General features: G+C 72.2%; 15 protein-coding genes. 5 read left to right on the forward strand and 10 right to left on the reverse strand.

What is annotated here, in order from left to right; translation table 11 throughout:
- Nucleotides 1-1074 (reverse strand): biotin synthase BioB (bioB, locus tag AXW62_RS34680; protein ID WP_060947941.1); only part of this gene is annotated, 1074 nt, incomplete at its 3' end.
- Between the two features lie 168 nt (nt 1075-1242).
- On the opposite strand from bioB, the gene AXW62_RS34685 reads away from it, so the two are divergent.
- Entirely contained in the window at nt 1243-2439 is a 1197-nt protein-coding gene (locus AXW62_RS34685) for an 8-amino-7-oxononanoate synthase (protein ID WP_060947942.1), read from the forward strand.
- Nucleotides 2440-2543: 104 nt separating this feature from the next.
- Here the strand turns inward: AXW62_RS34685 and AXW62_RS34690 are convergent, their stop codons facing one another.
- Both AXW62_RS34690 and AXW62_RS34695 read right to left on the reverse strand, forming a co-directional pair.
- Entirely contained in the window at nt 2544-2765 is a 222-nt protein-coding gene (locus tag AXW62_RS34690; protein ID WP_370682956.1) for a DUF397 domain-containing protein, read from the reverse strand.
- Between the two features lie 18 nt (nt 2766-2783).
- The gene (locus AXW62_RS34695) at nt 2784-3653 is read right to left on the reverse strand and encodes a helix-turn-helix domain-containing protein (protein WP_060947944.1); all 870 of its coding nucleotides are present in this window, start codon (nt 3651-3653) and stop codon (nt 2784-2786) included.
- A gap of 280 nt (nt 3654-3933) precedes the next feature.
- Between AXW62_RS34695 and AXW62_RS34700 the strand changes: the two genes are divergently transcribed.
- Nucleotides 3934-4362, forward strand: coding sequence for an ATP-binding protein (locus tag AXW62_RS34700; protein WP_060947945.1), 429 nt, complete (start codon nt 3934-3936; stop codon nt 4360-4362).
- Between the two features lie 77 nt (nt 4363-4439).
- Here AXW62_RS34700 and AXW62_RS34705 read toward each other — a convergent pair whose 3' ends face one another.
- The 5 genes from AXW62_RS34705 to AXW62_RS34725 form a co-directional block, all read right to left on the reverse strand.
- Nucleotides 4440-5645: a nucleotidyl cyclase domain-containing protein gene (locus AXW62_RS34705; protein WP_060947946.1), complete on the reverse strand. Its 1206-nt coding sequence runs from the start codon at nt 5643-5645 to the stop codon at nt 4440-4442.
- The gene (locus AXW62_RS34710) at nt 5642-6037 is read right to left on the reverse strand and encodes a VOC family protein (RefSeq protein ID WP_030828836.1); all 396 of its coding nucleotides are present in this window, start codon (nt 6035-6037) and stop codon (nt 5642-5644) included. The genes AXW62_RS34705 and AXW62_RS34710 overlap by 4 nt, the downstream gene beginning before the upstream one ends.
- A gap of 87 nt (nt 6038-6124) precedes the next feature.
- Complete coding sequence (locus tag AXW62_RS34715) at nt 6125-6598, reverse strand: C40 family peptidase (protein WP_060947947.1); 474 nt, start codon at nt 6596-6598, stop codon at nt 6125-6127.
- A 327-nt stretch (nt 6599-6925) separates the two neighbouring features.
- Entirely contained in the window at nt 6926-7234 is a 309-nt protein-coding gene (locus AXW62_RS34720) for a hypothetical protein (RefSeq protein WP_060947948.1), read from the reverse strand.
- Between the two features lie 5 nt (nt 7235-7239).
- Entirely contained in the window at nt 7240-7875 is a 636-nt protein-coding gene (locus tag AXW62_RS34725) for an ATP-dependent Clp protease proteolytic subunit (RefSeq protein ID WP_030828845.1), read from the reverse strand.
- Nucleotides 7876-7945: 70 nt separating this feature from the next.
- On the opposite strand from AXW62_RS34725, the gene AXW62_RS34730 reads away from it, so the two are divergent.
- A complete protein-coding gene (locus AXW62_RS34730) occupies nt 7946-8251 on the forward strand; it encodes a type II toxin-antitoxin system Phd/YefM family antitoxin (protein WP_060947953.1) in 306 nt (101 codons plus the stop codon).
- 46 nt (nt 8252-8297) lie between these two features.
- Here AXW62_RS34730 and AXW62_RS34735 read toward each other — a convergent pair whose 3' ends face one another.
- Nucleotides 8298-9221: a M28 family metallopeptidase gene (locus tag AXW62_RS34735; protein ID WP_107406383.1), complete on the reverse strand. Its 924-nt coding sequence runs from the start codon at nt 9219-9221 to the stop codon at nt 8298-8300.
- 367 nt (nt 9222-9588) lie between these two features.
- On the opposite strand from AXW62_RS34735, the gene AXW62_RS34740 reads away from it, so the two are divergent.
- A complete protein-coding gene (locus tag AXW62_RS34740; protein WP_060947950.1) occupies nt 9589-11238 on the forward strand; it encodes an alpha/beta hydrolase in 1650 nt (549 codons plus the stop codon).
- A gap of 242 nt (nt 11239-11480) precedes the next feature.
- On the opposite strand, the gene AXW62_RS34745 is transcribed toward AXW62_RS34740, so the two are convergent.
- Nucleotides 11481-12542 (reverse strand): NAD-dependent epimerase/dehydratase family protein, encoded by a 1062-nt coding sequence (locus tag AXW62_RS34745; RefSeq protein ID WP_060947951.1) that lies wholly within the window; start codon nt 12540-12542, stop codon nt 11481-11483.
- Nucleotides 12543-12808: 266 nt separating this feature from the next.
- On the opposite strand from AXW62_RS34745, the gene AXW62_RS34750 reads away from it, so the two are divergent.
- A partial coding sequence (locus AXW62_RS34750; protein WP_060947952.1) for an ATP-binding protein occupies nt 12809-14132 on the forward strand: 1324 nt, incomplete at its 3' end.

The following is a 14132-nucleotide window of genomic DNA, read 5'->3' on the forward strand; positions in this document are numbered from 1 at the left end:
GCACGGGCCGCGGCCGCCGCCCTCGCCGCCGTGACCACCGCAGCCGGTCCCGGCGGCGGCGCCTACGTCCGCGCGGTGCGCGGGCAGCGTCGTCGTGTCGGTGTCCTCCACCTCGAAGCCCGCGTCCGCGATCATCGCCAGGTCGTCCTTGCCGGCCTGGCCCTCGGTGGTCAGGTAGTCGCCCAGGAAGATGGAGTTCGCCAGGTGCAGGGCCAGCGGCTGCAGCGTCCGCAGATGGATCTCGCGCCCGCCCGCGAGCCGCACCTCCACGTCCGGGCAGACGAACCGCACCATGGCCAGGATCCGCAGGCAGCGCTGGGGGGTGAGGTTCCAGTCCCCGGCCAGCGGGGTGCCCTCGATGGGGATGAGGAAGTTGACCGGCACCGAGTCCGGGTCCAGCTCGCGCAGCGAGAAGACCACGTCCACCAGGTCCTCGTCGGACTCGCCCATGCCCGCGATCAGCCCGGAGCAGGCGGACATCCCCGCCGCCTGGGCCCGCTGCACGGTCGAGACCCGGTCGGCGTAGGTGTGGGTGGTGGTGATGTCGCCGTACGTCGCCTCGGAGGTGTTGAGGTTGTGGTTGTACGCGTTCGCCCCCGCCTGCCTCAGCCGCTCCGCCTGACCGTCGGACAGCAGCCCCAGACAGGCGCAGATCTCGACGTCCTGGTGCTGCTCCTTGATGGCGGCGATGGTCTGCGAGACCCGGTCCACGTCCCGGTCCGTGGGGCCGCGTCCGCTGGCGACCAGGCACACCCGCTTGGCGCCGCCCGCGACCCCGGCGCCCGCCGCGGCCGCCGCCTGCTCCGGCTTCAGCCAGGTGTACTTGAGGATCCCGGACGTCGAGCCCAGCCGCTGCGAGCAGTAGGAACAGTCCTCCGGGCACAGTCCGGACTTGAGATTCACCAGATAGTTGAGCTTCACCCGCCGCCCGAACCAGGCGCGGCGCACCTTGCCGGCCGCGGCCACCACGTCGAGCACCTCGTCATCGGAGGTCGCCAGCACGGCGAGCGCCTCCTCGCGGGTCGGCGACTCACCCCGCAGCCCCTTGTCCACCAGCGTGTTCAGCAGATCCATGGCGACGATCCTTGCCTACCCCACCGCCCCGGGCCAAGGAGGGACCGCACAAGACGCGCTGATCGGAATGTGGGTATCGCCACACCATGACCGGGCATCGCGGGGGGCTACGTTATCCGGACCCGACAGTCGGTGCTCGTGACGAGGCCACGGAAGGCGAGGCAGCCGATGCCCCAGGACCGCGCGTTCGCATGGATCGACGTACAGCGGGAGCGGCGTGAGCGGGCCGGGCTGGTGCGCCGGCTCAGCCCCCGGCCCGCCGACTCCCCGCTGCTGGACCTGGCGAGCAACGACTATCTGGGGCTGGCCCGGCATCCGGAGGTGACGGCCGCCGCGGCCGGGGCGGCGAACCGCTGGGGCGCGGGTTCGACCGGATCGCGGCTGGTCACCGGCTCGACCGAACTGCACGCCACGCTGGAGCGGGAACTCGCCGACTTCTGCGGGTTCGAGGCGGCCCTGGTGTTCTCCTCCGGCTACGCCGCCAATCTGGCCGCCGTCTCCGCGCTGAGCGGCCGGGACGCCCTGGTCGTCTCCGACGCGGGCAACCACGCCTCGCTCATCGACGGCTGCCGGCTCTCACGGGCCGAGATCGCCGTCGTCCCGCACGCCGACCCGGACGCCGTCCGCAAGGCGCTGGGCGCGGCCGAGGGGGGCCGCGGGGACGAGGCCGCCGGCGGGACCGGAGCGGCTCCGGCGGGCCGCCGCGCCCTGGCCGTCAGCGACGCGGTCTTCTCGGTCGACGGCGACGCCGCCCCGCTGGCCGCCCTCGCCGGGGCCTGCCGTGCGTACGGCGCGGCGCTGGTGGTGGACGAGGCGCACGGCCTGGGGGTGCTCGGCGACGGCGGGCGCGGCGCGGTGCACGGGGCCGGGCTCGCCGGTGCGCCGGACGTGGTGGCCACGGCCACCCTCTCCAAGTCGCTGGGCAGTCAGGGCGGGGCGGTGCTCGGGCCCGCCCGGGTCATCGAGCATCTGGTGAACTCCGCCCGCACGTTCATCTTCGACACCGGGCTCAACCCGGCGGCCGTGGGCGCCGCCCTGGCGAGCCTGCGGCTGCTGCGCCGGGAGCCGGAGCGGGCCACCCGGGTCCGTACGGTCGCCATGGGGCTGTACGGGCGGCTGACCGCCGCCGGGCTGGCCGCGGTGCGGCCGGACGCGTCGGTGGTGTCGGTGCGCGCCCCGTCGCCGGAGGCGGCGGTCCGCTGGGCCGCGGCCTGTCGCTCGGCCGGGCTGCTGGTGGGCTGCTTCCGCCCGCCGTCCGTTCCGGACGGCGTCTCCCGGCTGCGGCTGACCGCACGCGGGGACCTGACGGAACCGCAGCTCGACGAGGCGGCCGGCGTGATCGTGAGGACCGCGCCGACCGCCTGACGGATCACCGGCGGGACGGTGGACGGGCCACCGGCCGGGCGGTGAACGGGAGGGTGACGAGGTGGTGAGCGGGATGGTGAACGGATCAGCCGCTCACCGGCGGATCAGTCCCCGGCCGGGCGGGAGGTGCCGGAGCCGGGGCCGTCGTCCTTGAGCCCCTCGAGGAAGGAGGCCCAGGACGACGGGGTGAACAGCAGGACGGGGCCCGCCGTGTTCTTCGAATCGCGCACGCCGAGCCGGTCAGGCCCCAGCAGGGCCGTCTCGACGCAGTTGTTCATTCCGACGCTGTAGCTGCTGCGCAGCCATTCGACGGAGTTGGCGGACATACTGGACATGGTGCCCCCTCAGGCGCCGCCCCCGATTTTCTGGATGAAGGTCAACGATTCCTCAGGTGCCAGGGCGTGGGTCCGCAGTACCTCGAACGCGGCGCTGTACGCCCGGAGGTCTTCTTTCCGCTCCAGATAGAGGCTACTCGTCAGGTGGTCGAGAACTACCACGTCCAGGTCACTAATGTGCGGAAAAGAGAAAATAATGAAAGGACCAGTCATACCAATGGGCATTCCAGCGGAATATGGCAGCACCTGCAGCCGCACCTGGGGCAGGGCGCAGATCTCGGCCAGATGGCGCAACTGAGCCGCCATCACCCCGGGCCCGCCCACCTCCCGCCGCAGCGCCGCCTCGTCCAGCACCGCGTGCAGCCGCAGCGGCCGCTCGCCGTGCAGCACCGACTGACGGGCGATCCGCACCTCCACCAGCGAGTCCACCTGGGCCGGCGGCAGATCCGGAAGCGCCGCGAGGGTCACCGCCCGGGCGTAGTCCGGGGTCTGCAGCAGACCGGGCACCACCGTGGTCTCCAGGGTGTACGCGTCCGACGCCTCCGCCTCCAGACTGATGAAGTCCCGGTAGGCGGGCGGCAGCAGATCGCGGTAGGCGTACCACCAGCCGCGCCGCGACCCCTCCGGATCCGATGCGCCCCCGCCGCACAGCGCCTCCAGCAGGGCGCGCAGCTCGGGGTCGGCGACCTGGTAGACCTCCAGCATCCGCGCCACGTCCGAGGGCTTGGCCCCGCTCCGGCCGGTCTCGATCCGGCTCACCTTCGACTGGTGCCAGCCCAGCCGGCCGGCCACCTCACCGCTGGTGAGTCCGGCCAGATCCCGCTGGCGGCGGAGCTCGGCGCCGAGCTTGCGGCGGCGCACCGCCGGGCCGTACCGCATGAGTTCTCCCCTCCCGCCTGGTCCGTCAGACGTGCGCCGCGCGCACGGCGCGTGGCGCACCAGTGGCCCAGTGTGCCTGCCAAATCCGGTCTTCCGTAGCAGAGTTCACCGCTTTGGGCGACAGATATATGCATAACTCCGTGGATCGCCCCCGTTACGGAGGGCATCGGTGGCAGTCTGACGCGTAGAGCCGCCGGGGCAGCCCACGACTTCACTGGCTTCGCAGCACCCACGTCGAACACGTCCGCAGCCGCGCCCCGCGGGAAAGGGACAGGCCGTCATGGCAGACCATCAGGAAGCATCCGTCACTCTGCCGAGCGCACCGGCATCGGTTCCCGCGGCACGCGCCTATGTCACGGACGTACTCGCCGAATGGGGGCTCGGGGAGGGAGCGGAGGCCGCCGACACCGTGCGGCTGATCGTCTCCGAGCTCGCCACCAACGCCGTGGAGCACACCGTGGACCAGTCGCCCACCTTCACCGTGGACCTGCGGCTCGACCGCGAGCAGCGGCTGGAGATCGGGATCACCGACAGCCATCCCCAGTGGCCCAGATGGCTGCCGCTGGCCACCCAGCAGGACAGCGGGCGCGGGATGGTCATCGTGCGCTGTCTGGCCGCGGAGTCGGGGGGCGAGGTGTTCGTCACCTCCACCGCGGACGGCGGCAAGACCGTCTGGATCGCCCTGCCGTGGACCGTGCCGGTCCGCTGAGCACTCCCCGGCCGCGGGACCGGGGGCGGCCGGGCGCGCCCGGCCGGGGCCGTGCGGAGCGCGGCACCGGACCCCGCTCACAGCACCCGCTGGACCCGCCCCGCCGAGGCACGGGCCTCGGCCAGCTCACGGATGCGGGCGAAGACCCGCCCGGCGGCCGGGCCGATCAGATAGTGCGGCATGTCGCCGCGCTCGATCACCCCGTACCGGCCCGTGCCCGTCAGGTACGAGCAGTACAGGATCAGCCCGCCCGGCCGGCGCACATCGACGCCGAGCGCCGAGAACCCGGGGAACTCGTCCGTCTGGTAGACCCGCAGACCCTCGGCCTCCGCCCCGTAGCGCTCCTTGAAACGGCCGAACCGCTCCAGCGAATCCTTGATCTTCCGCGCCATGTCCTCCTGGTACTGGCGGGAGAGGGTGGCCGCCGCGTCCGAGGACGGGTCCAGCACATAGCAGCGGTAGGTGCCGCCCCGGCGCAGCAGCCCGAGGACCGCGTCCCGGTAGCGGGCCGGGCGCTCGGTGGTGACCAGCCGGCTGGAGGAGGTGCGCAGCGCGGTCCCCATGTCGAGGACCTCCTCGGCCGCCGCGTCCAGCAGCCGCGCCTTCTCCTGGGGGCTGGGCCGCTCCGGATACGCGTGCACGGGGGCGCCGTCCGCCAGCCCCCGGCCCGCCAGCCACGCCTTGGCCGCCCCGTCCGGGCCGCCGTCCCCCGCCATCAGATAGATGTCCTTGCCCTCATGGCTTCCCACGTGGGCGAACAGCTCCGCGTACGGCCCCGCGGTGCGGTACACGTCCTCCGAGACCGCCAGGCAGTCCGCCGGAGTCGCCTTCTCCAGATGCGCCGCCAGATTGATGTCGGGGGAGTGGATGGTGCCGGTGCGGCCCTCGCCGGTGTGCCGTATCGCCCCCTTGTGCACCGCCATCCGCACATGCAGCTCCCCGGCCACCCCCGCCTGGGCGAACTCGTCCCGCAGATGGCGCAGATCCAGGGTGAGGAAGGCGCGGGCCGCCTCCAGCACGACATCGCGGGCCACGCTCTCGCTCTCGTCGTGGACCGCGAAGAAACCCCCGTCGCCGCGCCAGCTCCACACCTCGCTGCGGGCACAGCGGTGCCGCGCCGCCAGCTGCCCGATCCGGGCGCGCATCCGTTCGCGCAGCAGATCGAAGGCGTGCGCGGCCCGGTCCCTGGGGTTCGAGCGGACGATCGTCGAATACCCGGCGGTGTCGACGAAGAGGAGATACACCTGGTCGTAGGTCCGGTCCGGCTGGAACGGCTCGCTCATGAGCTCACCGCACCGCGCTCGACGGCGCCGCGTTCCACACAGAACTCATTGCCCTCGATATCGGCCATCACCACCCACCCCAGCCCGTCGTCCGTGCGCCGGTCGTCCACCACCGACGCGCCGAGCCCGATCAGCCGCTCCACCTCGGCGTCCCGCGTGCCCGACGGCGGCTGGATGTCCAGGTGCACGCGGTTCTTGACGGTCTTGGTGTCCGGGACCCGCAGGAACAGCAGCCCCGGCACTCCTGGCTGCCCCGGGCTGATCAGCACCTCGTCGTCGTCCGGCCCGGAGTCCTCCAGGGGGTAGCCCGTCAGCCGGGACCAGAACCGGGCCAGGGCGTAGGGGTCGTGGGCGTCGAAGGTGATGTGCCGGACCGGGTTGGGAAAGGACACGCGTGCCTCCGGTGGTCGACGGGACCGGTCCACCCCACGGTGTCCCGGCCCCGTCAACCTACCCATGGCCACTGACACCTACAGCGGTCAGCGCACGTGTCCGTACCAGACCTTGCTGGTCCAGATCCGCTCCAGCCGCACCACCTCGCCGGTCTTGGGGGCGTGCCAGATCCGGCCGCCGCCCGCGTACACACCGACGTGGTACACCCCGCTCCCGGAGTGGAAGAACACCAGGTCCCCGCCCTTGCGGGCGGCGGCCTTGATGTGACGGGTCCGGTTGTACTGCGCGGCGGCGGTGCGCGGCAGCCGCTTCCCGGCCCGCTTGTACGCGTACTGCGTCAGGCCGGAGCAGTCGAAGCGTTTCGGCCCCGCGGCACCGTACCTGTACGGTGCGCCCTTCTTCGAGGCCGCGATCCGCAGCGCCTTGGCGGCGGCGGTCGCCGCCTCGGCCTCCGGTGGAGACCCCGGCGTCGCCACGGTGCCTCCGACGGCGGCGACGGTGAGGGCGGAGACGGCGCTCGCTCGGGAGAACATCCTGGGGATATGTAGAGGCGCGGACATCACGCACCACCCTTCGTGAGCCGACCCCGCCCCGGTGCGGCGGCGGAGTCCTGTCGTCCCCAGGGATGGTCACGCAGGCGCGCCCTCGGTTCCGACTCGAGCGGGCGCGGTGTGACGGTGGTCACGGCTGGTCCGTCCGGGTGACGACGGCCGCCCCGCCGCACCCCGTGAGCCGGCCGAACGGCCGTGCCGGGGCGTGGTGGGCCGTGGTGAGGCGGACGGCCGCACGGACCTGGGCCACCCGCGGGGCGCAAGCCGGCCGCGCCCGGAGCGCCGTCATCCGGCTCCGCCGTCCGGGTGACGGCCCCGGGCCCGGGAGGAGACGGCTCAGGCCCGCAGCGCCGGGGGCAGGGTGACCCGCTCCGCGCGCCGCTCCCCGTCCAGCACCCGCAGCGCCCGCGCCAGGGTCGCCGTGTGCAGCTCGCTCTCCCCGCGCTCGTGCATCAGCGTCAGCGCGTCCCGCAGCGCGGTGGCCCTCCCCACCAGGGCCTGGGCGGCCCGGAGGCTTCCATAGGTGTCACGGCCGCGCGCCGGATTGATCCGGCCCAGCAGATCGACCACCTCCAGATAGCCGTCGACGACTCTCCCCTCGGCGCGGGTGAGCGAGGGCAGCGGGGGCAGTTCGGGTGGCAGCACCGCGCTCACCTCGCCCGCAGCGGCGCGCCCGGCTGCTTGCGGCTCTGGGTGATCTTGTCCACCAGCCCGTACGCCACCGCGCCCGCGGCGTCGAAGATCTTGTCCCGGTCGAGGTCGGCGCGGATCCGCTCGGCGCTCCGGCCGGTGTGCCGGACCAGCATCTCCTCGAGCGTCGCCTGGGTCCGCCGCAGCTCCTCGGCCTGGATCTGCAGATCGGAGGTGGTGCCCTCGACCGGCTCGCCGAACGCGGCCTGGCGGATGAGGATGCGCGAGCCGGGCAGGGCCAGACGCTTGCCGGGGGTACCGGCGGCCAGCAGCACGGCGGCGGACGAGGCGGCCTGGCCCAGGCAGATCGTCTCGATGTCGCAGGTGATGAAGCGCATCGTGTCGTAGACCGCCGTCATGGCCCCGAACGAGCCGCCGGGCGAGTTGATGTAGAGCGAGATGTCCTGGCCGGGTGCGGCGTGCTCGAGATGGATCAGCTGCGCGATCACGTCGTTGGCGGCGGTGTCGTCGATCGGGGTGCCGAGGAAGACGATGCGCTCGGAGAGCAGCTTGGAGTAGGGGTCCATGGTCCGCGTCCCCGAACTGGTGCGCTCGGTGAACTCGGGCAGGACATAGCGCGCGGTCGGTCGTTCCATCGCGTCACCTCTCGGCATCGGTGGCTCCGTAAAAAATGTACAGGACGTACGTCCAGATATGATGTGGAGCATGGCTTACGAGATTCCGGTGACGCAAGCCCGCGCAGAGCTGGCGGAGCTGATCAACCGCGTGGTGTACGGCGGCGAGAAAGTGGTCGTCACGCGCCACGGGAAGCCGCTCGTCGCCCTGGTCTCCGCTGCTGACCTGCAGCGACTCGAGGAGATCGAAACGGACGCGGAGGAGCGGGTGATCAGCACCGTCTCATCGGTGCGCCCCCTGTCGTCGTCCGCTCAGGGCGAACGGGGCCGCTTCGGCATCGCGGCGGAACACCGCGGCCCGGACGCCGGGGACCGGCGTCCGGGCCGCGAGGAGTGACGGACCGGGCCGGACCGGCTCGGCGCCGGTCCGGTGCGGACGGGTACTAGGAGCTGAGCTCCCAGATCGCGTGGGCGATGGCGTCGGTGTTCAGGTCCAGCGCCTTGTCGTCGATGTTCGACACCGTGTCGCACGCGGAGTGGTAGCACGGGTCGAACGCCTCGCCCGCCGTACCGCCCCACTGGTCGGCCTGCGCCTGGCTCTTGGTGGTCTCGGCGCCGCTGAACAGACCACCGACCCGCACCCCGGCGTCCTTGAACGGGGCGTGGTCCGAGCGGCCGTCGCCCTCGGTCTCCGGCTCGGTCGTGATGTCCTTCGCCGCGTACCAGTCGGTGAAGACCTTCTCCAGCTCGGGGTCGTCGTCATAGACGAAGTAGCCCGGGTTGGGGGAGCCGAGCATGTCGAAGTTGAGGTAGGAGTCGATCTTCGACGCCTCGTCGGAGGCCAGGCTGTCGACATAGTGCGTCGAACCGACCATGCCGTCCTCCTCGTCGCCCCACCACGCGAACCGCAGGTGCTTGGCGGGCTGGAGATCGGCCTTGGCCACGGCGAGCGCGACCTCGAGGATCGCGGCCGAACCCGAGCCGTTGTCGTTGATACCGGGACCGGCCTGGACCGAGTCGAGGTGGGAGCCGGCCATCACCACCTTGCCGTCGTCGCCGCCGGGCCAGTCGGCGACGAGGTTGTAGCCCTTGGCGCCCCCGGAGGTGAACTCCTGGACCGAGGTGGTGAATCCGGCCTCGTCGAGCTTGCCCTTGATGAAGTCCAGGGACTTTTCGTAACCGGCCTCGCCGTGGGCGCGGTTGCCGCCGTTCTCGTCCGCGATGGACTGCAGTTCTCCCAGGTCTGCCTTGACGGCCGCGATGTCGATGTCGGGGGCCGCGGCCCGGGTGGGGACGGTGGCATCGGCGGCCGAGGCGCCGCTCAGCAGGGCCGCGGCGAGCGCGGCACCGGTTCCGGCCGCGAGCATGCCACGGCGGAATGACGCTATTCGCTTCACAGTTGGGCTCCGTTGTGATGTGGGGGGTTGGAGCGGAACAGATGAATCATGGTCTTGCGGAGACGAGAATCGGGGGTACGCGGTGGGGCCGTCAAGCGCGTTGGCCGGACCCGGGTCCGCCGAGCGGCGGGTGGCCTGGTCACCGCCGTGGGCCCGGCCGCCCTGCGGCTGCGCCGGACCCTGGGCGAAGCGGCCGTCACCGCCCGGCTGATGTTCACGTCTTGATAAAGAAACGGCGGTTTGCCCTGTACTCGGCGGTAAGCGAGCCAGAAGAATCCTCCTGACACTCTGTGATCATCGTCGCGTCGGCGGCGCAACCAAGCAGGGGGATGACTACGTGAGACGCACAGCACTCTTCGGCGTGGCCGGCGGTGTGATCACCGGTGCGCTGATAACCGGTGCGCTGGCCGCCCCCACGGCCGGGGCCTCGGAGCGGACGCCGGGAGGGGCCGCCGAGGCGCGCGGAGTCGCGGTCGCCGCGGCCAAGGCCGCGAAGAAGGGCATCGACTGGACGGACTGCCCGGCCGACTGGGGGCTGGCCAAGCCCATCCAGTGCGGCTACGTCACCGTGCCGCTGGACTACGCCAAGCCGGACGGCCGCACCATCAAGCTGGCGGTGGACCGGATCGGCAACACCGGTACCGCCTCCGAGCGACAGGGCTCGCTGATCTACAACCCGGGCGGGCCCGGCGGCTCCGGGCTCCGCTTCCCGACCCGCGTCACCACCAAGAACCCGCTGTGGACGAAGGTTTCGAAGGCGTACGACTTCGTCGGTTTCGATCCCCGCGGAGTGGGCCACTCCACGGCCATCTCGTGCGTGGATCCCCAGGAGTACGCCAAGGCCCCGAAGCTCGACCCGGTGCCCGACAGCGAGGCGGACAAGCGCGTCCAGCGCAAGCTGGCCCGCGATTACGCGTCAGGGTGCAAGGAGCGCAGCGGCTGGATGCTGCCGCATATGACGACGCCCAACACCGCCCGTGACATCGACGTCATCCGGGCCGCGCTCGGCGACAAGAAGCTCAACTACCTGGGCGTGTCCTACGGAACGTACATCGGCGGCGTCTACGCGACGCTCTTCCCGACCCATGTGCGCCGGCTGATCGTGGACAGCGTGGTCAACCCCTCGCGGGAGAAGATCTGGTACCAGGCCAACCTGGACCAGGACGTCGCCTTCGAGACGCGCTGGAACGACTGGAAGGCGTGGGTCGCCAAGCACGACGCCGCCTATCACATCGGCGACACCCCCGAGGAGGTCCAGAAGCAGTGGGAGACGCTGCGCGCGACCGCCAAGAAGAGCCCCATCGGCGGCGTCGTGGGCCCGGCCGAGCTGCTCGGCTTCTTCCAGAGCGCCCCGTACTACGACTCGTCGTGGGCCACGGTCGCCCAGGTGTGGAGCGACTACCTGGCCGGTGACGAGCAGGCGCTGGTCGAGGCCGCGGGTCCCGATCTGTCCGACACCGCGGGCAACATCGCCTCGGAGAACGGCAACGCCGTCTACACCGCCGTCGAGTGCGCCGACGCCAAGTGGCCGGCCAGCTGGGCGAAGTGGGACCGGGACAACACCAGGCTCCACCGCGACTATCCCTTCCTCACCTGGTCCAACGCCTGGATGAACCTGCCGTGCGCCACCTGGGGCGCCAAGCAGCGGACCCCGCTGGAGGTGGGCGCCGCCAAGGGGCTGCCCACGACGCTGATCGTGCAGAGCACCCGTGACGCCGCGACTCCGTACGAGGGCGCGGTGGAGCTGCACAAGCGGCTGAAGGGGTCGCGCCTGATCACCGAGCGGGACGCCGGTTCGCACGGGGTCACCGGTCTGGTCAACCGCTGCGTCAACGACCGGGTGGACGCCTACCTGCTCGAGGGCACGGTGGACGCCACGGACGTGACCTGCGCCCCGCACGCCACGCCGGTGCCCGCGAAGGCCGGTACGGCCGCGAAGGACGCGAAGGCGGCCAAGGAGGCGGCCGCCGCCGCGGTCGTCAAGTAGCGAGCCGCGGTGAGCCGGGCCCGCGCGGACCCCGCGCGGGCCCGGTGCCGTTTCCCCGGCCGGGCACCCGCCGGACGGTCCCTACGACGGGAACGCCGCCGCGAAGGCCGCCCGGTGTGCCCGCCGCGCGCCGGGTAGCCGCCGGACGCCACGATCCGCTCGGTCTCCCGGGCGAGTTCGCGCAGCCGGGCGCTCATATCCGTACCTCGTTCATGGCCGCGTGAGACTACGGGCCGCACCGGTCAGGACGCGAGGGAATGTCCGCCGCTCCGCAGCCATGCGTCCTCGGCCGCGTAGTCGAACAGATCGGCCATCGGGTCGTAGGCCGCGGCCATGTCGGGGAAGGCCGCGCGCCAGTCCGGGGTGTCCGCCAGCCGTTCGGCCAGCCAGGCGACGGTCGCGGGCAGCGATTCCAGGTAGCCGGTCACCGGACGGTAGCCCAACTCGCGCTCGGCGGCCGACATGTCGCAGACGAGGGGGTGGGCCAGGCTCCAGGGGGTGCTGCCGACGTGCGGATGCGGCGGCGCCCCGTCGATCAGCACCAGCTCGCCGCGCACCCCCAGCACCGCGTCCACGGCGGCGGCGATGTCGGCGACCGTGGGGGCCTGCGGATCGCCCGCGTTGAGCACGCGCGAGCCGGGCCGCTGGGCGGCCAGCCGCACCAGCTCCGCGATATTGTCGACATGCACCGGATGGAACCGGCTGCGGCCGCCGTACGCCAGGATCCGCACCGGCCGCCCGTCCAGCGCTCGCTTGACGAAGTACAGCTCACGGGGGGTGCGGCAGTACGGGCCGTGGATCGCCCCGGCGCGCAGCAGCGTGGTCGGCAGCCGGTCCCCGGCGGCCAGCAGCTCCCGCTCCAGCGCGACTTTCCGGCCGCCGTAGCCGTCGCCCGGCGGGACGGTCCGCTGGGACTCGGGGAGCGGCACCGGATAGCGCGGGGCGCCGTCCGGCCGGTCCTGGGTGCCGAAGCCGCGGCCCTGGTCGTCCTCGTACACCGCCGCTGTGGATATCACCACCGCCGATCCGATCCGGTCCGCGAGCCCCAGCAACTGCCGTGCGTGCGCCCGGCCGTAGGCGACGCAGTCCAGCACCACATCGCAGCCGTCCCCGATCAGCGCGGCCACCGCGGCGTCGTCGTCCCGGTCCACGGCCACGCTCACCACCTCCGCGGGCCAGCTCCGGTCGCGTCCCCCGCCGCGCGAGGCGGCCCGCACCCGCCAGCCCCCGGCGGCGAGCGCGCGCACCGCCGCCCGGCCGATCTGTCCCGTCGCCCCGATCACACATGCGCTTCCAATGGTCATGCCGGGACGCTAAGGGCCGGGGCGCCACCCTGCCCAGACTCCTTCGCCACGGGCAGATTCGACCTCAGTGCGGTCATGCACGGACAAACGGTGAATGTAAATGATCGCTTTTTCGTGCTCTTTTTATTCTCGGTGATGCATTCCGAAGAAAAAAGCATATTCGTTTCGCGCGCCGAGGAAACCGCTATGCTCCAGGGCCCATGGCGGGCTGGTTCACCGCCCGTATATCGCACTCATTTTCTCTCCGCAGCTTTTTAAGGATGCCCATGGTTTTCGCCGGCACCTCACCCGGAGGCCGACGGCCCGCCTCCACGCTCGTATGGGTCATCCCTCCCGCCGCGATGGCGTTCTGCGCGGCGCTGGCCGTCGCCGTGGTCCCCTCCGGGGCGCGGGCCACGGTCGCCTGGTGCGGGGCGGCCGCGACGCTCGCGGTGGCCCTGGCGGCGGCCGAGGCCCTGCGCCGAGGCCGGCTGATCACCACGCTGCGCACCCGGTTCGCGGCCCGGGAGGCCGAGTTGCGGCAGCGCCTGGCGGACCAGGAGGCGGAGATCCGGCGGGTGGTCCGGGACGTACTGCCGGTGGCGGTGACCCGGCTGCAGCGCGGCGCCATGGTGGACGATGCGATGAAGGACGTCGAGCGGGTGCCCGGCCTCGACCCGGACTTCGAGGACGCCCGGAGGTATCTGCTGCGGTCGGTGATGGAGATCGTGCGGGTCGAGGAGGACCTCCGGGACGCGGCCCAGCGGGCCTTCGTCAGCATCGCCCGCCGGGTGCAGGCCATCGTCCACCAACAGGCGTACGACGTACGGGAGATGGAGCACAAGCACGGCGCCGACCCGGTGGTCTTCGACGATCTGCTCCACCTGGACCACGGCAACGCGCTGATCGGCCGGCTGGCGGACAGCATCGCGGTCCTGGGCGGCTCGCGGCCGGGCCGCCAGTGGCAGAAGGAGGTGCCGCTGTACAACGTGTGCCGTGGCGCCGTCTCCCGCATTCTGGAGTACGGGCGGGTGGATCTGCACTCGGTGGCGGACGTGGCCATCGTCGGCCCGTCGGTCGAACCGCTGATCCACGCCCTGGCCGAACTGCTGGACAACGCCACCCGCTACTCGCCGCCCAAGACCCGCGTGCATCTGACCGCGATCGAGGTCCAGTCCGGGGTCGCCATCGAGATCGAGGACGCCGGGGTCGGCCTGTCGGAGGAGGCGCACCGGCGCACCGACGCGATGCTGATCCAGGCGGCGGCCGGACTGGACCTCAACGACCTGGGCGAGACGCCGCGGCTGGGCCTGGCCGTGGTCGGCAGGCTTGCCGCGCGGTACCGGTTCCAGATCTCGCTGCGGCCCTCGGCGTACGGCGGGGTGCGCGCGGTGCTGGTCGTACCGCAGGACATCATCTGCCCCACCCCCGCGCCCGGCGGTGCGATCGCCCGCAAGGCCACCCTGCCGCCGCCCAAGCCCGTCAAGCGGGCCACGCCCCTGCCGTCCCCCACCGGGACCGGTCCGCTCCCGCAGGGCCGCCCCGGCCCCGGCTTCCGGCAGAACGGCGCCGGGCTCCCGCAGCGCCGCCGCCGGATGCCCACGGTCACCC

The sequence above is a fragment of the Streptomyces hygroscopicus subsp. hygroscopicus genome (assembly GCF_001553455.1).
Taxonomy (GTDB): Bacteria; Actinomycetota; Actinomycetes; order Streptomycetales; family Streptomycetaceae; genus Streptomyces; species Streptomyces hygroscopicus.